The organism is Corynebacterium sp. ES2794-CONJ1 (genome assembly GCF_025660615.1).
GTDB lineage: Bacteria > Actinomycetota > Actinomycetes > Mycobacteriales > Mycobacteriaceae > Corynebacterium.
On sequence record NZ_JAOTIM010000002.1, the window covers coordinates 98,583 to 121,420 of the forward strand.

The window sequence follows — 22,838 nt, forward strand, 5'->3', positions numbered from 1 at the left end:
GCTATCACTCCCGCAACCGCAAATGTGTTACGTCCCCCGCTGCCAAATGATGGTGCGTGCCCACGCCATCGTCGACAACCAGTTGACCGTCGGCTGCGATCGAGCGCACCACACCCAATATCTCGCGATCCCCTGGGACGATCGCCCTAATATCGCGCCCAATCGTGGCTGATAAGCTCCGGTAATCAGCGAGCAACTTTTCATCACCGCATTCCCACTGCTCTAACCGGCGAACCAGTGCACGGATCACCTTAACCGCAAGGTCATCGCGATCAAAAGGAATAGACTCTAAAGCCAATGACGTTGCATGCTCTACCGGCAATTCACTACGACGCATTGCGGTATTGAGACCAAACCCGATGACCACCGCTGGTTCTTTCCCCAGAGAAACAGCCTCCGCAAGGATCCCGCACAATTTTCGCGCTCCCCCATAGGAGCTCACTGGAATCGCAGCAGCACCAGCACGAAGTCGTTGCGCGATATCTTCGCTTCTCGCAGCGCCACCGCGCTTGGAGCAGGCGAGCGCGGAGTCATCAGTGCTGCCAGGAGCACTAACACCTGCACCGTTATCCTCGCTACTTATTTCTCCATCCTCAATAATGAGATCATTGGGCCACTTGAGTCGAACCCCTGGCCATGCCAGAGCATCGCAAAGGGCCACGCCTACTGCGAGGGGCATGACTCCCAACCGCTCAATGGCTGCTCGATGAGGGCGAATCAGGATGGATGCGGTCAACTGTGCGCCGTAGGGAGCTTCATAACTCCGACCCATACGCCCTCGCCCCGCACTTTGATGATCTGTCAGGCATACCGTTCCACTGGGGGCTCCCTGCTTCGCTAGCTCTACAAGATCGGTATTAGTTGACCCTGTTTTAGCTCGATAAATAAGCGAGGGGATGACTCCGGTGCGGACGAGTTTTTCTTCCAGGTAACCAAGGTTGTAGGGGTTGCGCAGACTAAAGAGATCGGGGGCGTTCATGATTGTCATCCTAATTCCATTGGGGAAATGGGGGTAGCGTTTTTTACCCCCTTTTCCCCAATAGAGGGAGGAAGCTCAAACTGCACGCTGACCTAGGGCATCTCTAGACGCCAACTGACGCTATTTGAAATATGACTTTTGCCCTAGAAACTATCTTCACTTTCCGCTATCATGACCAAACATGACTATTTCCTCACCTTTTCTCGATACAAAATCTCTCCCCGATCTGAGTACCACAGCTGGGAAACTTGCAGATCTTCGCGCTAGACGACTCGATGCCCACACCCCGAGTGGCCAGCACGCAGTTGATAAGGTGCGCTCCCATAATCGCCTCACGGCTCGAGATCGTTTAGATTATTTGCTCGATCCCGGCTCCTTTGTCGAGATGGATCAATTAGCAAAGCACCGTACTACCGCCTTTGGAATGCATTCTAGAAGACCTACTACTGACGGCATCGTTGCCGGCTGGGGCACCATCGACGGACGCGAAGTGTGTATTTTCTCCCAAGATGGCACGGTCTTCGGAGGGGCTTTAGGTGAGGTATACGGGGAAAAGATGTGCAAAGTTATGGAGCTCGCCGTCGCAACTGGGCGGCCCCTCATTGGTCTCTACGAAGGTGCCGGCGCCCGCATCCAAGACGGGGCTGTCTCTCTCGATCTCATCGCTCGAACTTTTTACCACAATATCAATGCTTCGGGTGTTATCCCCCAGATTGCCGTCATTATGGGCGCCTGCGCTGGAGGGAACGCCTACTCGCCTGCACTTACTGATTTTGTTGTGATGGTTGAGGATTCTTCGAAAATGTTTGTCACTGGCCCCGATGTCATTAAAACTGTCACGGCTGAAGATATCACCCAAGAAGAGTTAGGTGGCGCAGACGTTCACATGAGCTTCGCCGGCACCTCACACTACAGTGCGGCCAACGATGAAGATGCCCTCGATTTCGTGGCCGACCTCCTCAGCTATCTCCCGTCGAATAATCGTGACCTCAACACGTCAACAGACCCAAGTGTTGAGACAGGAAGCGTCGCAGAAAATGTCTCAGCCTCAGATCTTGTCCTCGATAGCATCATTCCCGATAGTTCCACTGTGCCCTATGATGTGCGCGAGGTTATTACTACGCTCAGCGATGATGGTGAGTACCTCGAGATTCAGCAGGATCGTGCCCAGAATATCGTTATTGCTTTCGGCCGAATTGAAGGTCAGTCTGTAGGTTTTGTGGCGAACCAGCCAACCCATTTCGCCGGCTGTCTCGATATCGACGCTGCCGAAAAAGCTGCACGCTTCGTGCGCACTTGTGACTGCTTTAATATCCCTATCATTACGCTTGTCGACGTTCCGGGATTCCTTCCCGGCGCCTCTCAAGAACACACGGGCATCTTGCGGCGTGGAGCTAAATTACTCTATGCCTACGGTGAGGCAACAGTTCCAACGATCACTGTCACCATGCGCAAATCATATGGTGGAGCTTATTGCGTCATGGGATCGAAGGGTTTGGGCTCCGATCTCAATATTGCATGGCCTACAGCTCAAATTGCGGTTATGGGGGCAAAAGGGGCGGTTGGCTTTTTATATAGAAAGGAATTGCGAGCTGCCCTACTGCGCGGTCTTAACCCCACAGAGCTGGAGCAATTTCAGCTATCTTTAGAGAAAGAATACGAAGATCACATGCTGAATCCGTATCTTGCTGCCGAACGCGGTCTCGTCGATGCTGTAATTTTACCTTCTGAAACACGCGGCTATATAGCGCGCAATCTGCGTCTACTAGGCACCAAGCACCGTCCGCGCCCAGCCCGCAAACACGGCAATATTCCACTTTAGTGTCGAGATGCCGTGATTTTTATTCATCACAACGGGATGATAGCGAGTTAACAATGTCACCTAGCGTGCTTGTCGCCCTAACTGATCGCCGATCCGATGTTCACAAAAATCGGCTCGAACCTTTAAACTATGGTGTTATGACAGCTGCTAAGACGAATTCTGCTTCAGCATCCAAGCCCGACCTCACCACCACCGCAGGTAAACTCGCCGATCTGCGCAACCGCTTGGCTGAGGCCACTGCCCCTATGGGGCCTGAATCCGTGAAGCGGGTACACGATGCAGGTAAGAAGACCGCACGCGAGCGCATTGAATACCTGCTGGACCAGGACTCCTTCGTCGAAGTAGATGCACTTGCACGCCATCGTTCAAAGAATTTTGGACTAGACGCGAAACGCCCGGTTACCGATGGAGTAGTTACGGGTTACGGCACTGTAAACGGACGAAAGGTTTGTGTTTTCTCCCAGGATGGGGCGGTTTTCGGGGGTGCGCTAGGGGAAGTATATGGCGAGAAAATCGTAAAAATCATGGATCTCGCCATTAAAACTGGTGTTCCACTCATCGGCATCAACGAGGGGGCTGGTGCCCGCATTCAAGAGGGTGTGGTATCGCTGGGTCTCTACTCAAAGATCTTCTACCGCAATACTCTAGCCTCAGGCCTTATCCCCCAGATCTCGCTAATCATGGGTGCCTGCGCGGGAGGCCACGTTTATTCTCCAGCGCTAACAGACTTCATTGTCATGGTCGATAAAACCTCGAAAATGTTCATAACGGGACCAGAGGTCATCAAAACTGTCACCGGTGAAGAGATCACCCAAGAGGAATTAGGTGGCGCTCATACCCATATGGCTACCTCAGGGACCTCACACTATACCGCTGATAATGACGCCGATGCCCTCGATTGGGTACGTGACCTCCTCGACTACCTTCCGTCCAACAACAGAGCTGAAGCCCCGCGCGAGGCCAGCACTAAAATGGAGGGCTCAGTGAGCGAGAATATCACTGCGTACGACCGAGAGTTAGATACACTCATCCCCGATCTACCTAATCAGCCCTACGATATGACTGACGTTATCCGCCGAGTGGTTGACGACGGTGAATTCTTCGAAATCCAGGAGAATTATGCCCACAATATTCTCACTGGTTTTGCCCGTATTGAGGGACGCTCCGTGGGAATAGTGGCAAATCAACCCACCGAATTTGCTGGATGCCTTGATATTAAGGCATCCGAAAAAGCGGCTCGCTTCATCCGCACCTGCGATGCTTTCAATACTCCCATTATTGAATTCGTCGATGTTCCTGGCTTTTTACCAGGAACCGAAGAGGAATACAATGGCATTATCCGCCGTGGCGCTAAATTACTTTACGCCTATGCGGAGGCAACAGTCGGTAAAATTACCGTCATCACCCGGAAATCCTACGGCGGGGCTTACTGCGTGATGGGCTCCAAAGATATGGGTGCCGACCTCGTATTTGCTTGGCCCACCGCCCAAATCGCAGTCATGGGAGCTAAGGGAGCTGTTGGTTTTATCTATCGTAAAGAGCTCAAGCAGGCCCACCTCAATGGCGAGGACGTGGAGGCGCTTGCCGCCCGGTACGAACGCGAGTACGAGGACACCCTTGTGAACCCCTATAAGGCTGCCGAGCGTGGTTTCGTCGATGCAGTTATTCCTCCTTCTCATACTCGCGGAAATATTATTGAAGGCCTCCGCCTTCTCGATCGCAAGGTTGTGACAACACCTGCTAAGAAGCACGGCAATATTCCGCTCTAGGGCCGCAATTGGGTCACTCCGACAAGAAAAGGTAGTACTACCTCATGAACGAAAAATTTGCTGATAAGCCGCTTTTTAAGGTGCTCAAAGGGCAGCCTGACGACCAAGAACTCGCGGCCTTGGCGATGCTCATCGGCTCGCTTGCGAACTCAGCGCGGGACTCACATCAGTGCAGGGAAGTAAATCGCTGGGGAGAAATTGCTGAAGACTCAAGGCCCCACCCAATCTTCAACCCTAATGCATTTCAACATGTGAGCTTCTATTAAGGTCCGTCCCTGAGATCCTAAAGCCTTCGGAGGGTTTGAAATCCTTTTCCGGCTCATTCCTACTAGCTTGGAGCGCGATCTATGAGCGTCGTTGTCATTGGCTCTATTAATGCCGATTTGGCAGTGTCCACCGCTCGCCACCCCACCCCAGGGGAAACTCTGCTCGGAACTGGTGGGAATATCAGTCCTGGTGGGAAGGGAGCGAACCAAGCGGTGGCCGCTGCTCTGCAGGGATCCCACGTTTCTTTTCTAGGGGCGGTGGGCTCTGACGCCTATGCCCCGGTAGCTCTGTCACTGCTGGAGAAATCAGGCGTCAATCTATCGCGTATCCAGCATCATCCTGGCCCCACGGGACTCGCAGTTATCACGGTTGCAGCTGACGGCGAGAATACGATTATCGTCGTGCCCGGAGCCAATGCGGAGGTGTCCCCAGACTATATTCGCGACAATCGTGACATCATTTCGCGAGCCGATATTGTTGTGATGCAGGGTGAGCTGCCATCAGCCACCCTTGAGGCCACCCTATTGGGAGAACGGGGGCACCCACATAAAAACAGTCACCCCCGATTCGTCATCAATCTTGCACCTGTCATACCCCTCGATCGGAGGCTGCTCCTACGCGCCGATCCGCTGATCCTAAACGAATACGAAGCCCAACTTCTTCTCAACCCAGGCTCTATTCCCCAATCAGATCCGGATATTGACCGGCTAATCCAGCAATTGCTAGGTCAAGGTTTTTCCTCGCTGGTCATGACGCTAGGTGCAAGGGGTGTAGAGGTCGTCGATCACAAGCATCGCACCCACATTCCCGCTCCCCCCATTACCCCAATAGATACTACGGGGGCGGGCGATGCCTTCGTTGGTGGTCTCGTTGCCCGCCTAGATCAGGGTGATGATCTTGTTCGGGCCGCGAAATACGCAGTAAGAATTGGTGCTTTTGCCTGCACTCGATTGGGCGCACAGCGATCTTATCCTCACCAAGACGATATTCTGCCCTTCTAGTCTGCGCTAGAATGCGGGTATGAGCTCTTTGTTTATTCTCGCTTCAGCCTCTCCATCCCGTCTTGGAATTCTCCGCGGAGCGAGTATTGATCCAGACGTTCACGTCGCTGATATTGACGAAGATGCTCTGATCGAGAAATTAGCTGATAAGAACCCCGAGCACGTGGTGCAAACACTAGCCACGAAGAAAGCGGAAGCTATCGCACGCCAATTTCCAGAGTCAATAGTTTTAGGGTGCGATTCGATGCTACTTATAGATGGCTTCCTGCAAGGCAAACCTCACAGCATCGACCGGGCCATCGAACGGTGGAAATACCAGCGAGGTAAACAAGCACAACTCCTCACCGGACATTGCCTTCTGAGCCCTCAGGGGCGTTGGGAGGAAGTTACTCAGACTACCATTTATTTCGCTTCCCCCAGTGACCGGGATATTGCGACCTATGCGCGTTCCGGTGAACCCCTTGAATGCGCTGGCGCCTTCACTTTGGAGGCTATGGGGGGATTTTTTATCGACCGTATAGAGGGGGACCCCCACAGTGTTGTGGGGCTCTCTTTAGCCGTCGTCCGTCGAGCTCTTTATGCTTTCGGGATGGACATTAGTGATTTCTGGGCACCCACTTCTAAGGACAGCCATGCATCAACGTCGCTCTAGAAAACTTCCCAGGCTCGCCACGTGCCCGGACTTATTGGCCGAGGATGAGATAGAGCTCCCAGCTCTTTGGCCTATCGAGCTCCCCGCTGATAATATTCGTCATCCTATCGATATCTACTCCGTTATTGAATGTCCTGATTCGCCACTTGGCTGGGCAGAGCTGGCTGAAAATGCCCTCGATGATGCCCTATCACGAAACCCCATGAGAGCACATCACCGAATCACCGCCTATACCTATGCGTGTGCGGCATATGTGGCTAGTCTTAATCGGCTCACCGAACACGGGTGGAAAGGTACTGGTCATATCCCCTTCTCCCATCTACCCAATCAGGGGGTTCTAAGAGCCGTCGCGTGCCTAGCGCGCGCCTCGGAGCTGATCGGGGATTCGGATGGCTATGAGCGCTATCTTCGCTTTTTGCTCGAATCGGACCCGGCCTGCGTGAGCACTTTGATACCCAAACCTTCTCGTGAGGAGTTTCTGCGCACAAAACGACGTCATAGGCCACGTCGACGCAGACCGTCGTTTAAAGATCAGGACTAAGGCGCCAGTCGAGTCCTTTTTCCCACTGGTTACGCGGGTCCGCCGCCGGCTGCAATGGAATCGGCTGCGGCCGCTTCTTCTCGCTTGGTTCCTTAGTTGGGCTTGTCGACGCGGCGGGGGTAGTAGTCGATATCCGCGAAGTTGATGTCTGACTGGAGGTGGCCACGTGCTCCTTCTCAGACATTTTGCGCTCCCCACCAACCTTGTTAACAAGGTCTCCCATTTCTTTCCACAGCAGAGGGGCGAGTGTTAGTGCGAACTCGTCACTGAGGTGGTTAGCGTCTCGGTACATATAGATATTGCCCATCACTGGGGGACAGAATCCATCAGGGCAAAACCAATCAGCAGTATCGATGGCGAGCATATCTGGTTTGTTCAAATACTGCGCAGCTGGATCCTTGGCGCTGTAAATAGCGAAACGATCGCGGCCACATTTCTTGAGATCTTGGGTTTCGGCATAACACTGCGACACGATATCGGCCTGGCCGTCCGGATGGAGGAACCAAGGGTTATCGCGCACCCCCACGAAGGCGAAGCCCTCTTTTTCCAGGAAGCGCCACAAGGTGGGATAACTCTTGGGTACCTCATCGAGACGACGCCCTATCTCAAGGAGCGGTCTGGTCGAGGTAGAGAAGACAATATCGGGGTTTAACTCCTTAAGTTTGTCCACCATAACGTCGTTGAAGGTCTGGCACTCTTTACTAAAAACTCCATCTCGCTCATTGACGAAGGCGGGACATGATTGGCGCACGAGCGGGATGAGTCGAAAACCGTGTTCTTTACCAAGTAGATCCAACGGAGCCATCCACTGTTCAGCATGAGATCCCCCCACCACCACCATGAGTTTTTTGGCTTTTTTGTCCCCGTAAACACAATCCTTTTTGGGGTCGTCAATGACCATGACGGTGGGGTCTTGGCCAATAAAGGACATACACCCATCTCGCCAAGCCGGCGACATGCGATCGGGGAGCACATATGGGTCTGGTTCGACAGGTGCTTGGGGTACTCGTAACATCGATAATGCTGCGGCCCCTGGGTAAAGAACTGGATCGAGATCAGTTGCGCTGAGCGCCTCTACTTCCTGCCGCCACATATTGGGAATATAGAGTGCTGCCGATATACACCCGACTACCCCCAACGCCCCAATAAGGCGGAGGCGAGAGGACCTTGTGTCTCTTAGACTCCTCAGCGCCTGACCCATGCGTTTTTCTCCCCATATAGGTCGCTTGCCCTTTTGCATCAGTGGCTTTTCTACACAATGATGAGTCGCTACAGCTAAAACTAGGCTCACGACAATCACGCCAAGGCCTAGGACTACACCTGGTTTTTCTTCTTTAAGATAAACTGTGGAGATAATAAGTAACGGCCAATGCCACAGGTATAGCGCATACGCAATGCGCCCTAAAAAGCGCATCATAGAGCCAGCGAGGAAGCTGACCCCTGCCCCACCGCTGATAACCACCAGGGCGGCACCTCCGAGCGGGTAAAGAGTAGCAGGGCCAGGAAAAACGTTGGCACCATCAAAAAGGAAACCTGTGCTCAGCACCATCGCTACGCCTACGATGCCGCTGAGCCTTGCGAAGTGAGAATTTAGACGGAGCCTCGAGGCGGTGAGCGCTAGAAGAGCGCCAAGGCTAAGCTCCCACATGCGTGAGAAGGTGGAGTAATAATTGAGCTGTTGATTAACTCCATAGAGATAGCAGGCGTAGCCAAAGCTCATCGAGGTCACCAAAATGAGAAATATCAATACCAACCGCTCATTGACGAGCTGTTTGGCGCGCGTAGCACCCCACCGAGTACTTAGGGCAACCAGGCTACCGAGGGCGATGGCGAATATATAGAACTGCCCTTGCACCGCCATGGACCATAAGTGCTGCAAAGGGCTGACGGTACTGGTAGCCGCGCCGTAACTGGCACCCTGGATAGCTAATTCCCAGTTCTGATAATAGAAAAGACTCGCTTGCATCTGGGATGCGAGGTTAAGGCTGCGTAGCTCAGGGGTGAGAACATAGACGGCTGCCCCCGTGAGTGCAACTACTAGCGCGAGTGAAGGTACTAAGCGTCGGATAGTGCGCCACAGGGGCCAAAACGGATTGGGATCCGCTTGGGGACGGCGAGCATAACGGAGTTGGGCACCGAGAAAGAAATAGCCGGATAGCAGCAAGAATACATCGACTCCGCCGGATACTCGCCCGACAAAGACATGAAAAATGACCACAAAAGTGATAGCTAGACCGCGCAAGCCATCAAGATCATAACGATATTTGCTCGCATCGAGTTGTTCCAACGGTAACCCCACACAATCGCCAGTAGTCTTTTTACGAGCCACGCACGCTCTCCGACAACCGCGAGGCGCGAGCTTTTTTAACTCGTATCATTCTAGTAAAAGAATAGGGCTTCTAATAATTCAGACACCAAAAAACCCGCCCGCGACCTGTTCTTTTTTAAGAAAGGGTACGGGCGGGATGGGGAAGCTCTTCACCATTTCCCCACATAACCGGGGCGGGTAATTTTAATCAGTCATGCAGCGCTTCAACGCGCCCAATAGCTTCCTGGGCTACGAGCTGCTGGATCCCCATATCAAGCTCGGAGGTAAATCCTACGCAGGAGCAGTTAATTTCTCCCAGCACATAAGTGTCCTCGCCGTTTTCTCCATCGGCAAGCATGAAATCAGCGGTCCAAATAAGCGGAATATTATCTCCGCCGAGTTTCTCAGCTATCTCTGGGCGAGCGGCGGCGAACTGATCGACGAGCTCCTGCCATGCCTCCGGTTTATCGTATGTGTACTTAGCACCAGAGAACAGTGTGGCAGAGAAATTGTCCCCGCCGGCGGCTGGCTTTTTGTGCACAACAAAAACTGGGTGGGGTCCTACGAGGAGGATGCGAATTTCTCCTTCGACGATACGGGGCATGAATCGCATATCCACGAGCATGCCGTTGTCGCCGATAATATATTGGTCGCAGAAGTCCATAAAATCGCCCAGTTTATGCACCTCAGTATGGTTGTCTACAGCCTCAGTGCAGCGCACGAGGGTATCAAGCGGCAACGCTGTGCCGGGCTCCACAGTGGCCTGCAACTCGGAATCCTCGAGACGTACGCGCCAGATGCCCGAACCCGTTGACCCTCGATTCTGCTTAAGCACTCGTTCACCATACGAAAGTGAGGTGGGAAAGGTTTCATGGAAAGTAGCGACATCGTAATAAGCTGCGGTATCGGTGGGAACCAAATCGGTGTCTTTAAGTTTGACCAGAGCATCCTTAGCACCATAAGCCATCATCTCCTCAGGAGTGGACATACCGACTAGACCAGCGTCTGATAGCTTAGTCAGAAGCTCAAAATAACCCTTCTCGCCACCAGGGATGCTGCCAGGATTAACCCGAGAGATATAGGCATCAAAATTGGCAAAAATATAATCAAAGAGACCGTCAGCCCACTCAGGTCGATAGAAAACGACCTCAGCATGCCACCCCTTATCCTCAATGGCCTTGACGATGGGCATCGTATCTTTTCGGTGCCCATTAAAGCCCTTGTCAGAGCCTCCTTCAACCTCAAAAACTACAATACTCTTGTGCATATATAACCTTTCATAGCTACCAAGCTCACCGATCATCATTGCATTTATCTACCGCTATCGACTCCCCTTCGAGATCAGTGGTTCTTCATGCTGAAGGCAACGAAGCTTATAGGAGCATGCGCGGACTCTCGGTGACCTTATCTAGTGAGACTAATTTCTAATTGACGCACCCCATCCTTATCTTGAACCAGCCTCAAGAGCTGGAAAGACGTGGGTTGGGCACCTCTTTTAGGCTAACTTAACTGTCGCCATCACGAGCGGTAAAAAGCCTATGGAGTAATCAACACCACATATCTTTTCTTCGGCTCTCCCCCTTGCCGTTGACATTGTTAAGCTTTAATAGAAATTGACAAAGATTAGCATGTTGACACGTGCCCAGCGAGGCGGTTTCTAAGGTCACCGACTGCTTCCGTTCTGATTTGTCGCGGCATATCCTCGAGCTGATTGTGGTGGCTGCGAGATCGATTGCACTATAACCCAGAAATTTTCTTCATTTCCCTTAAATTGTTTATCAGAAAGGTTTAATACTTCATTATGGCCCTGCCCTTTGACCCGTACCCCCCTTTTCGCGAATTCGCGCATCCCGAACGCATAGTCTCCTCATCATGGCTATCGGCTCACTTAGGCACCCCCGGATTATGCGTAATCGAATCTGATGAAGGGAAGAGCTTATATAATATCGGCCATTTACCTGGCGCCATCCGAATTGACTGGGGTGAGGACTTAAATGACCCCCTAGCCCACGACTTTATTAGCAGCGAGCAGTTCGCTCAATTAATGCGGAAAAAGGGTATTAGCCGAGACGATACGGTTGTTATCTACGGCGAAAGATCGAATTGGTGGGCCGCATATACCTTGTGGATCTTTGAGCTCTTTGGGCACCCCGATGTTCGTCTTCTAGATGGCGGACGAGATGCGTGGATTTTAGAAGAGCGCGATATTTCCTTTGATATCCCACACTTACCTGAAAGTGACTACCCTGTGGTTGCGCGCAATGACGAGCTACTGCGGGCATTTGTCGAAGAAGTAGCCCAGGTTGTGACCCAAGATCAATCCCACTCTCTCGTCGTTGATGCCCGGAGCAACAAGGAGTACCAGGGCTTAGAGCACCGGGATGAAGCACTCGACCTCACCGAACGTCAGGGTCATATTCCAGGTGCTGTAAATATCCCCTGGGAAAAAGCCCTTTATGCCAACGGTCGCTTCCGTAAACGCTCGGAATTAGCGAATTTATACCACGATCTTGTAGAAAGAGACGAGATCATTGTCTACTGTAGCGCTGGTAACCGGGCTGCCCTAACATGGTTTGTCCTCAAGTATTTGCTAGGAAAAGAAAACACCCGTCTTTATGACGGCTCGTGGCTGGAGTGGAGCAATATGGTGCGCAAGGAAGTCCGCCGCGGCCCGCATCCCTTCGGCACTGAGACTACCTAATACTCGTTAATCGTGCTGGCCAGTTCAAAGGTGGGTTTCAGTATCGCCTGAAGTGGTAACCCCTTGTACATGATCTCTGTAGAATAGAGATATGCGAAAAGGTGATCTGAGCAACCCTTATCAGGTAAAGTTTTTTCGACAAAACATTTTAAGGGGTGTAAGCGTCGTCCTTTGTCTAGTCATAGGCTGAAAAGGGACGTGACTTACGGCGCAACCCAGCGGGGGATCTCCTCTCGAGCTTTTCAACCACCACAAGAAAATATCCACCTTAGAGTAACCAGGAGTGCTTCACGTGACTGTGGAACAGAAAAAAATCACCAAAGTACTCGTCGCTAATCGCGGCGAGATAGCCATTCGCGTGATCCGCGCAGCTCGTGACGCCAATATCGCAAGCGTCGCGGTGTACGCTGAGCCCGATGCTGATGCACCCTTTGTTTCGCTTGCCGACGAAGCTTTCGCACTGGGCGGACAAAACTCCGCGGAATCCTACCTTGTGATCGACAAAATCCTCGATGCCGCAAAAAAATCTGGCGCCGATGCGATCCACCCAGGCTACGGATTCCTCTCCGAGAACGCAGACTTTGCTCAAGCAGTCATCGATTCTGGTCTGATCTGGATCGGTCCTTCCCCGCAATCCATTAAGGATCTGGGAGACAAGGTGACCGCTCGGCACATCGCTTTAACCGCCGAAGCCCCCATGGCACCGGGAACCAAAGAACCTGTCCGCGATGCACAGGAAGTCATCGCATTCGCGGAGGAATACGGTCTGCCGATCGCTATCAAAGCCGCCTTCGGTGGCGGCGGCCGCGGCATGAAGGTGGCTTATACTATGGACGACGTAGCGGAGCTCTTTGATTCCGCCACGCGAGAAGCCATCGCCGCCTTCGGCCGTGGAGAGTGCTTCGTGGAGCGCTACCTTGACAAGGCGCGCCACGTTGAGTGCCAAGTTCTTGCCGATCAACACGGCAATGTCATCGTCGCAGGTACTCGCGATTGCTCCCTCCAGCGTCGCTTCCAAAAAGTAGTTGAGGAAGCTCCTGCCCCCTTCTTAACGGATGAACAACGCACGCAACTACACGAATCCGCAAAGCGCATCTGCCGCGAGGCTCACTACTATGGTGCGGGCACTGTGGAGTATCTCGTGGGTTCCGATGGACTTATCTCCTTCCTCGAGGTCAATACCCGCCTGCAGGTCGAACACCCCGTTACCGAAGCAACAACGGGACTAGACCTCGTGCGGGAACAGTTCCGCATCGCCGAAGGAAAGCCACTGCATATCACCGAAGATCCTGCGCCGCGCGGCCATGCTTTTGAATTCCGCATTAACGGCGAGGATCCAGGCAATAATTTCATGCCCGCCCCAGGCATCATTACCGCTTATAACGAGCCGTCAGGCCCTGGCGTACGCGTTGATTCTGGTGTGAGGCAGGGCTCCATCATCAGCGGACAGTTTGACTCGATGCTGGCCAAACTAATCGTCTATGGTGAGACTCGGCAAGAGGCGCTCGAGCGCTCCCGGCGCGCCCTGGCGGAATACACCATCGAGGGTATGCCCACCTCCTTGAATTTTCATCGCCATATCGTGGCAAACCCCGCCTTTATAGGCTCTGATGAGGATTTTGATATCTATACCAAATGGATCGAGGAGGAATGGGTCAATCCCCTTGAACCCTTTGCCGATCCCGACGAGATCCCCGACGACGAGGAGTCATCAGCGAGTACCACGGTGGTCGTTGAGATTAATGGGCGCCGCGTTGAAATTGCTATCCCTGCAGATCTGGCCCTCGGTGGCCAAACTCCTCGTAAAAAAGTTCGCAAGCGGCGCTCCAGCGGAGCTAAGACCCAAGCTTCAGGCGATGCCGTTATCGCCCCTATGCAGGGCACCGTCACTAAGGTATCTGTCCACGAAGGCGATGAGGTATCCGAGGGCGATGTGGTGGTGGTACTGGAAGCAATGAAGATGGAAAACCCCGTCAAGGCTCATAAATCGGGAACTGTCACTGGCTTAAGCGTCGAAACTGGCCAAGGTGTCAGTAAGAATGACGTGCTCCTAGAATTGCAGTAGTCCGCCCAGTCCCCTCACGGTATGGGAGGGGATACTCCAGAGGCCCCTAACTGCGGCTAAACTACAAAAGCATGGACGTAATCGAACTCAATGGGGGACGCTTTTATTTGCGCCCGCTTCACGACGACAACCGCATCGATGATCGCCCCGCTCTCGCGCAGATCACCGATAATCCCCAGGAGATTCTCACTAGAGCTCGAAGCTCAGCGAAAGACTATTACTGGGCAATCTGCGAACAAACCCGCGTGGATATGGTAGCTCTCGCTCACTTCGACGGGACTATAATCACCACAACTCCTATCGGCGACCCTGATAGAGTTCTCCCCAATGATCCGGTTCTGCCGGCGATGACCGTTCAGGACGCTGCTGATTTAGGCCGGGAAGTTGTAGCACGCTATATAGACAGTCACAACCACTCAATTTGAGAAAGATCAAGAGAAAAAAAGGGGGTGATTGGATACCACCCCCTCTTTTTTCTATAGGGGGGTAGGGGTACCCCTACTCCCCAATAGAGATATTGATGAGCGCGGAATAAACTTCAGTTGCCCACGTTCGCGCCTGTATATTTAGCGAGTGGCGTCCTGCTAGGAGCGCCTGGATATACAAACCCCTAATGGCATTCGTGATAACCGGCCTCCCCTGAGCCTTGAGCAATTGGTACACAAGTGTCGACTGAGCATTGAGGACAAGCTGGGCGCGAGCGTCGTCAAGCTCGGGTTGTAATTTCTCGAACTGATCAAGTAATCCTGCTAACCCAGAGTCTCCCACCGCTTCGCGAGCATTTTTTTCCAAGACTCCAGCGCCCGCTGCGTCGCGCGGTACAACTAGAACTGGCACGCTTGAAGGATTAAAATTGCGCACAATCACCGCTATGTCTTGGCCCTCCAGAGCCTGCTGGCAGGCGGCAATGAGGGGAAGGAATTGAGATTCATCGCTTGGTGAGAGTTTCTTAAAAGCGCCCACGATATCAGCCGTAGTTACTGTCACAACCGCGTGATCCGGATGATCGAGACGAACCTGCTCAATGATCTCCTGATCGTAGACATACCCGGCGTTAACGACCACCAAATCATTGGCAGCAGCCACGGGCACGATCGCCTGGAATTGATGGTCGGTTGCACAATAGCGCAGCGGACCCTTCGCCATAACTGCACCAAGCGTGAGCCGACCATGCGAGGTTTCCATCGGTACAGCGCGCACGACGAGGTCCCGAGTTTCTCGATCAGTCGTAGCTAGGGCTTTCAGACCCGCCATATGCAGGCTGAGGAAACGTCTAAACTCGTCATCCTCAAGTGAATTCATCCATGCGCGAATAGCTTTACCAATTTGTTCACGGGTGTCGTCTAATAGTTCATCGTCGACGATATCGTCGCGACTCGCTGTGGGCCTGAGATAATCAGTATTACCTACGACGCGCACGAAATATGCCCATTCAGGGACCAGATCGGTGATTTTGGATGACAGTAAGATATTGCGGAGATAAAGCCGATGCCGTGCGCTACTCCCTGGATGAGTGGCGTGGCCATAAACGAAAGCGACCCCGGTGAAACCAGCGATCTCTACGCTCACATCGATGATGGCAAAAGGTTCGAAACCGAAATGCTGCTTACACCATTGCACTTGGCGCCGGCGGGTATCCTCCCACACAGGGATAGGCTCGCTGATGAGGACCTCACCCCCATATACCCCCTCTACCCCAATAGTGACGGGGAGATATTCACCGTAACGGCGCGCGATCTCAGCGATCTGCTGCTTATCAAAATCGGCTTCACCGGGAATTGCTTGCAAAACCACGAGCGTGCCCTGCCGCGGTAGATCGTCACGATCTGCAATAGCTGACACCTCCCACGTGCCGTTCGCATGACCACGCCAACATACGGTTGGAGCGTTATCGCCGTTCTTGGTGTACACCGTGATCTCGTTGGAGACGAGAAAACAGGAAAGTAGGCCGATGCCAAATTGACCCAGATAGTCCGATCGGCGGAGTCCGAATTCGTCGCGCTTCGACGAGCCGCCAATGGTGGCTAGGAGCTGCTTCGCTTGATCCTCGGTGAGCCCAATGCCATTATCGATGACCTTGAGCTCGCGTTTATCCACGATCAGACGGATGGTACCCCCATCATCCCAATGGGGATCGGCAAGGGTACGCGCGTGGATAGCATCGACTCCATTTTGCAACAGCTCCCGAATATACACATTGGAGCTGTTGTATAGATTGCGCGACAGCAGTTCAACCATGCCGCCCAAATCTACTTGGAATTGACCTTGTTCATTCGAGTTGGACACACATACCTCGTCGTGGGGAAGTTGGGGGATCTAGAGTATTTGAATCTTTTTAGCACAGATCGTCGTGCACGATTAATTGGCGCGCAGCTTCGGTGATTGAGCCGGAAAGGGAAGGATAGACTGCGAATGTACTCGCTAACTGGTCAACGGTAAGCTGATTGGTCACCGCCACGGCGATGGGAAGAATCAACTCCGATGCCGTTGGAGCCACCACCACTCCCCCGATAACGATGCCAGAAGCTCTGCGGCAGAAGATCTTGACAAAGCCGTGGCGTAAAGAGCGCATCTTCGCTCGGGGATTTCGCGGGAGAGGGAGGGTATAGGAACGGGCAAAAACTTCACCCGATTCAATATCGTGCTGGGTGACCCCCACAGCAGCTATCTCGGGGCGGGTGAATACCGCGGTAGCTACCGTCTTCAACCGTAACGGGGTTACCCCTTCCCCCAATGCGTGGTAAATAGCGATACGGCCCTGCATAGCTGCCACCGATGCCAGCGGGAACTGATCAGAACAGTCGCCGGCGGCATAAATACCCGAAATATTGGTACGCGATACCCGATCAACTTTGATATGACCAGAAGAGGTCGTCTCTACCCCAAGCTTCTCTAGACCCAGATTTTGGGTATTGGGAATAGATCCTACTGTCATCAAAGCGTGAGAGCCTGTAATCACGCGACCATCTGTTGTACGTACACGCACTCCCGTATCGGTGGCGGTGACACTATCAACGCGAGCATGTTTTTCCAAAGATACGCCGCGTTCTGCGAGCACGGTCTCAAGCACATCAGCGGCGTCTGCATCATCGTGGGGCAGAATGCGATCGCGGGAGGCTACCATTGTCACCTTGACGCCGAGTTCAGCGAAGGCGGATACAAATTCTGCTCCAGTAACCCCGGAGCCGACGACGATCAAGTGCTCTGGGAGGGTTTTTAACCTGTAGATTTGGCGCCATGTAAAGATGCGCTCCCCGTCGGGTTGAGCTTTAGGCAGGATGCGCGGAGTGGTTCCCGTAGCAATAAGGACCAGGTCGCCTTCGAGGGTTTCCTCGCTGCCATCACGTCCGGTCACTTTGACATAATGTCTGGTCTGCTTGGGACTGTAATCATCGAGAACCCCATAGCCGTCGATAATACGTACGCCGGCGGCAGTAACGGCAGCCCGAATATCACTGGATTGCTCACCTGCGAGTTGCTGTACACGCTCGTTGAGAAGAGTGAGGTCCAGGTCCGTTTCGTTGAGGCTATCGCCTAAACCCATATCGTCGGCGCGCCGCATATCGGTCTTGATATTGGCACCGGCGATAAAGGACTTCGAAGGCACGCAGTCGGTAATTACTGCGGATCCCCCGAGGCCCTGCTCTTCGACGAGGGTTATCTGCGCGCCATATTTCGCACCTGTTAAGGCCGCCTCGTAACCCGCGGGACCGCCTCCAATGATGATGATGCGCTTATTAAGACTGGACAAACGTCGTTACCTCCGGCACTAGTGTCGATCGCGCACCTTTAAGGTCGAATATACATAGCGCGCGAGTATGAGAGTTTGCCTAAGACTTAGGCATTTCTCACTTAGTCTAGTGCGAAGCACGGGGAAGTTTCGTTCTTTATCGCTGTTCTTGTTCCAACACACCGGCGAAGAGTTGCACACCGACTGGTATGGACGCTGCGTCTGCCAACATGGTGGCTTTATGTAGATCGCCTGGTGAGTGGGTGCCGTCCCAGCACCCTAGTCGAGCCATCGCACCTGGAACAGTTTGTAAGTACCAAGAGAAATCTTCACCGCCAGCCGATTGGGACACTGGAACCGTGGAGGACCGGTCGCGCATTTGTGCCGCCTTGGTGAATATCTCCACGGCCTCCACATCGTTGATAACGGGGGGAACGCCACGGGTATAAATGATCTCGTGCTCACAACCAGTAGGTGCCAAAACCTGCGCAATGAGTTCTTCAAGCAATGGCTGCAGCTCGTGCCATACTTCGATGCGACCGGTGCGCACGGTACCGCACACGGATCCTGTCTCGGGGATAGCATTGCCCGCTCGACCCGCATGGATTGCGCCGAATACTAAGACGGTGCTCGTCGACGCATCGACGCGTCTGCTCAGAAGGCCTGGTAGGTCAATGACTAATTTAGACAGTGCATAAACCACATCACTAGTGAGATGGGGTCTTGAGGAGTGACCACCTGGACCACTCACTCTGATCTCTACCAGGTCACCCGCGGAAGTGAGCGCACCTACCTTCAAACCTACGGTTCCAGTTCGGATCTTCGGTTCGGCATGAAGGGCGTAGATTCTCTCTACCCCCGACAGTACCCCTAGTTTCACAATCTCGGGGGCACCTGAGCCCATTGCTTCTTCGGCTGGTTGAAAAATGATCCGCACATTGCGCCGCACGAGACCTTGTCGCTGGGCCTCTATAAGAGCCCGAGCGAAGCCCAATGCGACTGTAATGTGTATGTCGTGACCGCATGCGTGCATAATATTGTCGTGGCGCGAGCTATAAGGGGCGTTAGTGTGCTCGTGAATAGGTAACGCATCAATATCTGCGCGAAAGGCTACGCTACCCATCCTAGATTCAGGATCGGCAACAATATCGACTACCAACCCAGTACGCGGGAACAGAGTAGGTTCGAGTCCCCCTTCTCTTAGTTTCTCGGCGATAAAAGCGGTGGTATTGAACTCTTCGTTCGATAATTCAGGATACATATGGACATGGCGTCGCCAGTCCATGAGTTCTTCGTGGTGCTCCTCGCACCATGCGCTCATAAAAGCGTGGAGATTCTGATTATCAGTATCGTTCAAGTTCATCCTCTTTAGTCACCGTTTTTGAGTTGTCTTTACAGGGCGCCTGCACCCTCCTTAATGTAGCCTTAGTGAGCCGAGCTACCAATGTGCGGGTTCTCTTCGGTTGATTCGTGCCCTGGTTAGAGCACAGTGCACACCCCTTGAGAACTAAATCTTGCGGGGTGTGCTACGAAGATCTAGAAGATCTATTCGGCATCGACCTTTGGTAGTGCCAGATAGTTAGAGATCGATATTGCGCGGGCCGTAGAGTCGATCGCCAGCATCGCCTAGACCGGGGACGATATAAGCATCGTCGTTAAGATCAGCATCAATTGTTGCGGTCACGAGGCGCACGGGCAGGCCTGATTGGGCGAGCGCATCGACACCTGCTTGCGCCGAAACCATACAAACAGCAGTGATATCGGTTGCGCCTCGATCATGAAGGATTCGGATGGCGTGCAGCAAAGAACCACCGGTGGCCAGCATGGGGTCTACAACGAAGACGGTGCGGCCCGAGAGATCCTTAGGCAGTGCCTCCAAATAAGGTACTGGCTGGTGAGTGACTTCGTCGCGAGCCAGTCCGATAAAACCAACCTGGGCATCAGGGATCATTTTGAGGGCGGGGTCGATCATACCGAGTCCTGCGCGAATGACCGGGACAATAATAGGAGGATCTTGGAGTCTAGTCCCTTCGGTTTGCGCGACGGGTGTGACGAGCGGAAAGGTTTCGACGGGCAGCAGACGCGACGCCTCGTAAATGAGCATGGCGCCGAGATCTGCAAGTGCGGCACGAAAGCCAGCGTTATCGGTGCGCTTATCGCGCATAATTGACAAGCGAGAAGCTGCTAGTGGGTGGTCCACGGTCAAAATATCCATACCCGTCATCGTAGCCCCTCACCCATACTCACCTCTACTTTTCTCTTGTAGGGCGCCAACGGAACCGAAAGGGAGTAGGTGAAGTCTTAACAAGCATGACCAATACGTTGAATATTGCACCCGAGACTGTGCGCTCGCTCGCCAAAGATGTCCTCGATTTAGCTCAGACTCCCATCCCAGAGCACCTTCTCCCCGGTGAAATATTGCCAGGGGTAGGCGACTATATCACCGCTTTTAATGCTTGCGTGCACGCCCTGGGGTCGCGAGCACAAAACCAAATCCAATACGTAGAGGAAAGCACCGACCGTGCGTTGAAATGGTTGCATACGATCGAAACCGATGACCTCACCCTTGCCGAAAGGTTGGCCCAACAATGATGGACTTTATATCTGAGGCTGAGAAACTACTTCAGCCCCTCAACCCTGCACCACTACCACAGGTCCCCAACTTTGAGAAGGTAGGTCCTTTAGCTCAGGAATTTGGGGTAGAGCCTGCAGTATTCTTAGCGGAGAATGTCAATCTTATTAGAGACACTGTAGAGGCTGGCCAAACTGTGCTGCCAGCCTTAGGTTTAATCAACCAAGCCCGTATAAAATTGCAGCAACTCGCCTGCAAATTCTTCGCCCGTGCTATCGCTTTGCTCAGCCAGGTGGCAGTCCCCAACCCCGCCATCAGTGGACCAGCTCTTACCATGCTCCTGCGGCTGCCAGCGCAATTTCTAACTCAGGCCTACTGTATTCTCGAGCAATTGAAATTAGCATTAAGTCCCTATACCAAGGTTCTTGAGGATGTCTCGCAACGCGGGAAATTTCTAACTCTGAGTACTCAGCGGATGGTGACCAAGGAACTCATTCCAGCCCTTAAAGATGCTTGCAAAGCTGCCGACATTCTCCCACCCACAATCAGCTCGCTCGACTCAGAATCTTCGGGTGAACAAGCACTAAGCTCAACTTCACACTCACCTGACCAGAGCCAGATGAGGGGACATAAAGCTGTAGAGATCGCCCGCAGCGCCATCGGCACTCCATACCAGTGGGGTGGCACCTCACGCCAGGGTTTTGACTGCTCAGGGCTAACCCAGTGGGCTTGGCGACAAGCGGGAGTGGAGTTACCTCGCATTGCTAGCGAGCAAGCCGTGGGACAACCAATTAGTCGCGAAGATCTCGCTCCCGGAGATCTCCTGGTGTGGAGCGGACATGTGGCCATGTACTCTGGCGATGGAATGATAATCGAGGCTGGTAATCCGGTCTCAGAAAATCCCCTCAGGACCACCAATATGGGGATGGATTTCAAGGGCTTCTTCCGCCCCCAATAGATGCACTTTAACCATATAAACGGCTAGGATATATCTCCATGAGTAAAAACGGCATTTTCCCAGTAAAAATCTCTTTGACCGAGGGTGATTTCTTTACCCTGTGGGCTCCCGAATGGCGCGAACACGGAGCGGAGTGGCAAGCCTTCCTTGGAAAGGGCGATGACCTCTTCCTCTTCGAGTCGCCAGCCCATATGCTTATTTTTATTGAAGAAAATGCTAGCCATGACTTGAGTAGCCACCCTAAGTGGGCGGCGTTTAATCACCTCGGTGCCGAGCGTGTGGTTCCCGATGCTAAGCACTACTATGATCTGGTTGGCCTGCCAAAGATTCTCGCCGATCGCCCGAGCTATGAGAATGTTTCTCATGTGGCGCGCACCTTCAAGATCGCCCGCAGCCTAGCTGACGTCATGGCCGCCACAAGTGTGCAGGTATTCTTTTCTTCTCACTCCATCCTGAGCAATGCTGAGCGCGGTGCAGACCATTTCAGCGGTGACGCAGGCGCCTCTGAATGGACAGCTATTGGTCGTGTGGTGCTAACCAACTGGGATAAGGTGGTCGATGCCCTCGATGAAGCCGTCACCATCGCCCCTGATGCCGAGGCTGCGGCTCTCGCCGATGCGGAAGCCCGCGTAGAAGCTGGCCTTGTTGCTGCCGCGGAACTTCTCGAGCAAGAAGAGGCCAGAAGAAAGCAAGAGGCCGAGCGTGTTGACCCTTATGACACCACGGTCTGGGCTGCGGCTGGTATTGATCCCATCAAAATTTCCATCTCCGGGCGTACCGTTTATACTCTGCGTACCTATGTTGAGGCACAGCCAGTATTCTTAGGCAAATATGGAGAAATTTTCACATTCTCCTCCTCCAAAGCCCTGGTCCGCTGGCTAATCGAACATACAGAGCATGACCTCGCTATGGTAGCTACCTGGGAAGATATTATGACCGCAGCCAATGCTGGCACCCTTGAGGTCTCCGTTCATCCCGACAACGTCTACTCATTCAATGGGATCGCCCGCGATATCGCTCAAGGCCCCGAGAGCGTTGATAAGACTCAAGTATTGCAATCCTATGAACTGCTTGCCGACGCCGCCGACTGGGCTCAAGACGATTCACTTAACGCCTTCTTCTTAGCTAACCCTCGCATGCAAGACTATATTTCTTATATTACGGGCGGCACCCGCCAAGTTGGCTATACCCCGACGCCTCCTTATGACGAGCACACCACCTTGTGGACTCAGCTGGAAGAGATGCTTACTAAGCGCTTCTCTCGCTTCTAGTGTCATACTCAAACCCCCACCGCTTCTGAGCAGGTGGGGGTTTGAGTATATCTATCCCCGATGGTGGTTGATATACGCACTCCGGTTGAACAGAGTACCTACCCGGCCTACCGCGGCGGGTACCCCCCATATCTCCAATAGGGTTGGGGGCCAACGCACTACCCCCGCACCCACAAGTTTTTATCTTTGGGGTGCGGGGGTA

General features: G+C 53.2%; 19 protein-coding genes. 12 read left to right on the forward strand and 7 right to left on the reverse strand.

Annotated elements, in window-relative coordinates:
• Window positions 1-4: 4 nt before the first annotated feature.
• Window positions 5-979, reverse strand: coding sequence for a biotin--[acetyl-CoA-carboxylase] ligase (locus N7326_RS02815; protein ID WP_263088114.1), 975 nt, complete (start codon window positions 977-979; stop codon window positions 5-7).
• Between the two features lie 181 nt (window positions 980-1,160).
• Here N7326_RS02815 and N7326_RS02820 point away from each other — a divergent pair, with 181 nt between their 5' ends.
• The 6 genes from N7326_RS02820 (at window position 1,161) to N7326_RS02845 (ending at window position 7,031) form a co-directional block, all read left to right on the forward strand.
• The gene (locus N7326_RS02820; protein ID WP_259077195.1) at window positions 1,161-2,801 is read left to right on the forward strand and encodes an acyl-CoA carboxylase subunit beta; all 1,641 of its coding nucleotides are present in this window, start codon (window positions 1,161-1,163) and stop codon (window positions 2,799-2,801) included.
• A gap of 137 nt (window positions 2,802-2,938) precedes the next feature.
• Window positions 2,939-4,570 (forward strand): acyl-CoA carboxylase subunit beta, encoded by a 1,632-nt coding sequence (locus N7326_RS02825; protein ID WP_259077196.1) that lies wholly within the window; start codon window positions 2,939-2,941, stop codon window positions 4,568-4,570.
• 44 nt (window positions 4,571-4,614) lie between these two features.
• On the forward strand, window positions 4,615-4,836 hold the full coding sequence (locus N7326_RS02830; protein WP_259077198.1) for an acyl-CoA carboxylase subunit epsilon: 222 nt from the start codon (window positions 4,615-4,617) through the stop codon (window positions 4,834-4,836).
• Between the two features lie 81 nt (window positions 4,837-4,917).
• On the forward strand, window positions 4,918-5,838 hold the full coding sequence (locus N7326_RS02835; RefSeq protein ID WP_259077200.1) for a ribokinase: 921 nt from the start codon (window positions 4,918-4,920) through the stop codon (window positions 5,836-5,838).
• Between the two features lie 19 nt (window positions 5,839-5,857).
• Window positions 5,858-6,490 (forward strand): Maf family protein, encoded by a 633-nt coding sequence (locus N7326_RS02840; RefSeq protein ID WP_259077201.1) that lies wholly within the window; start codon window positions 5,858-5,860, stop codon window positions 6,488-6,490.
• Entirely contained in the window at window positions 6,471-7,031 is a 561-nt protein-coding gene (locus N7326_RS02845) for a DUF3151 family protein (RefSeq protein WP_259077203.1), read from the forward strand. The genes N7326_RS02840 and N7326_RS02845 overlap by 20 nt, the downstream gene beginning before the upstream one ends.
• Here the strand turns inward: N7326_RS02845 and N7326_RS02850 are convergent.
• Window positions 7,015-9,360 (reverse strand): acyltransferase family protein, encoded by a 2,346-nt coding sequence (locus N7326_RS02850; protein WP_396124911.1) that lies wholly within the window; start codon window positions 9,358-9,360, stop codon window positions 7,015-7,017. The two genes, N7326_RS02845 and N7326_RS02850, sit on opposite strands and share 17 nt — an antisense overlap.
• 187 nt (window positions 9,361-9,547) lie before the next feature.
• Window positions 9,548-10,606: a Cj0069 family protein gene (locus N7326_RS02855; RefSeq protein WP_263088115.1), complete on the reverse strand. Its 1,059-nt coding sequence runs from the start codon at window positions 10,604-10,606 to the stop codon at window positions 9,548-9,550.
• A 534-nt stretch (window positions 10,607-11,140) separates the two neighbouring features.
• Here N7326_RS02855 and N7326_RS02860 point away from each other — a divergent pair.
• The 3 genes from N7326_RS02860 to N7326_RS02870 all read left to right on the forward strand — a co-directional run bounded on the left by N7326_RS02860 (window position 11,141) and on the right by N7326_RS02870 (window position 14,530).
• Window positions 11,141-12,040 (forward strand): sulfurtransferase, encoded by a 900-nt coding sequence (locus N7326_RS02860; RefSeq protein WP_259077206.1) that lies wholly within the window; start codon window positions 11,141-11,143, stop codon window positions 12,038-12,040.
• Between the two features lie 292 nt (window positions 12,041-12,332).
• The gene (locus N7326_RS02865; RefSeq protein WP_263088116.1) at window positions 12,333-14,105 is read left to right on the forward strand and encodes an acetyl/propionyl/methylcrotonyl-CoA carboxylase subunit alpha; all 1,773 of its coding nucleotides are present in this window, start codon (window positions 12,333-12,335) and stop codon (window positions 14,103-14,105) included.
• Between the two features lie 71 nt (window positions 14,106-14,176).
• Window positions 14,177-14,530, forward strand: a complete 354-nt coding sequence (locus N7326_RS02870) for a hypothetical protein (protein ID WP_259077207.1) — start codon at window positions 14,177-14,179, stop codon at window positions 14,528-14,530.
• 73 nt (window positions 14,531-14,603) lie between these two features.
• Here the strand turns inward: N7326_RS02870 and N7326_RS02875 are convergent, their stop codons facing one another.
• The 4 genes from N7326_RS02875 to upp all read right to left on the reverse strand — a co-directional run bounded on the left by N7326_RS02875 (window position 14,604) and on the right by upp (window position 20,050).
• Window positions 14,604-16,391: an HSP90 family protein gene (locus N7326_RS02875; RefSeq protein WP_259077208.1), complete on the reverse strand. Its 1,788-nt coding sequence runs from the start codon at window positions 16,389-16,391 to the stop codon at window positions 14,604-14,606.
• Between the two features lie 49 nt (window positions 16,392-16,440).
• Complete coding sequence (locus N7326_RS02880; protein ID WP_259077209.1) at window positions 16,441-17,856, reverse strand: NAD(P)H-quinone dehydrogenase; 1,416 nt, start codon at window positions 17,854-17,856, stop codon at window positions 16,441-16,443.
• Window positions 17,857-17,992: 136 nt separating this feature from the next.
• A complete protein-coding gene (locus N7326_RS02885; protein ID WP_259077783.1) occupies window positions 17,993-19,156 on the reverse strand; it encodes an amidohydrolase in 1,164 nt (387 codons plus the stop codon).
• 258 nt (window positions 19,157-19,414) lie between these two features.
• Window positions 19,415-20,050: a uracil phosphoribosyltransferase gene (upp, locus tag N7326_RS02890; RefSeq protein ID WP_259158080.1), complete on the reverse strand. Its 636-nt coding sequence runs from the start codon at window positions 20,048-20,050 to the stop codon at window positions 19,415-19,417.
• Between the two features lie 95 nt (window positions 20,051-20,145).
• On the opposite strand from upp, the gene N7326_RS02895 reads away from it, so the two are divergent.
• The 3 genes from N7326_RS02895 to N7326_RS02905 are packed head-to-tail and all read left to right on the forward strand — an operon-like array spanning window position 20,146 to window position 22,636.
• Window positions 20,146-20,427, forward strand: coding sequence for a hypothetical protein (locus N7326_RS02895; RefSeq protein ID WP_259077211.1), 282 nt, complete (start codon window positions 20,146-20,148; stop codon window positions 20,425-20,427).
• On the forward strand, window positions 20,424-21,365 hold the full coding sequence (locus N7326_RS02900; RefSeq protein WP_263088117.1) for a C40 family peptidase: 942 nt from the start codon (window positions 20,424-20,426) through the stop codon (window positions 21,363-21,365). The genes N7326_RS02895 and N7326_RS02900 overlap by 4 nt, the downstream gene beginning before the upstream one ends.
• Before the next feature lie 38 nt (window positions 21,366-21,403).
• Window positions 21,404-22,636 (forward strand): hypothetical protein, encoded by a 1,233-nt coding sequence (locus N7326_RS02905; protein WP_259158077.1) that lies wholly within the window; start codon window positions 21,404-21,406, stop codon window positions 22,634-22,636.
• The last annotated feature ends 202 nt before the right edge of the window (window positions 22,637-22,838 follow it).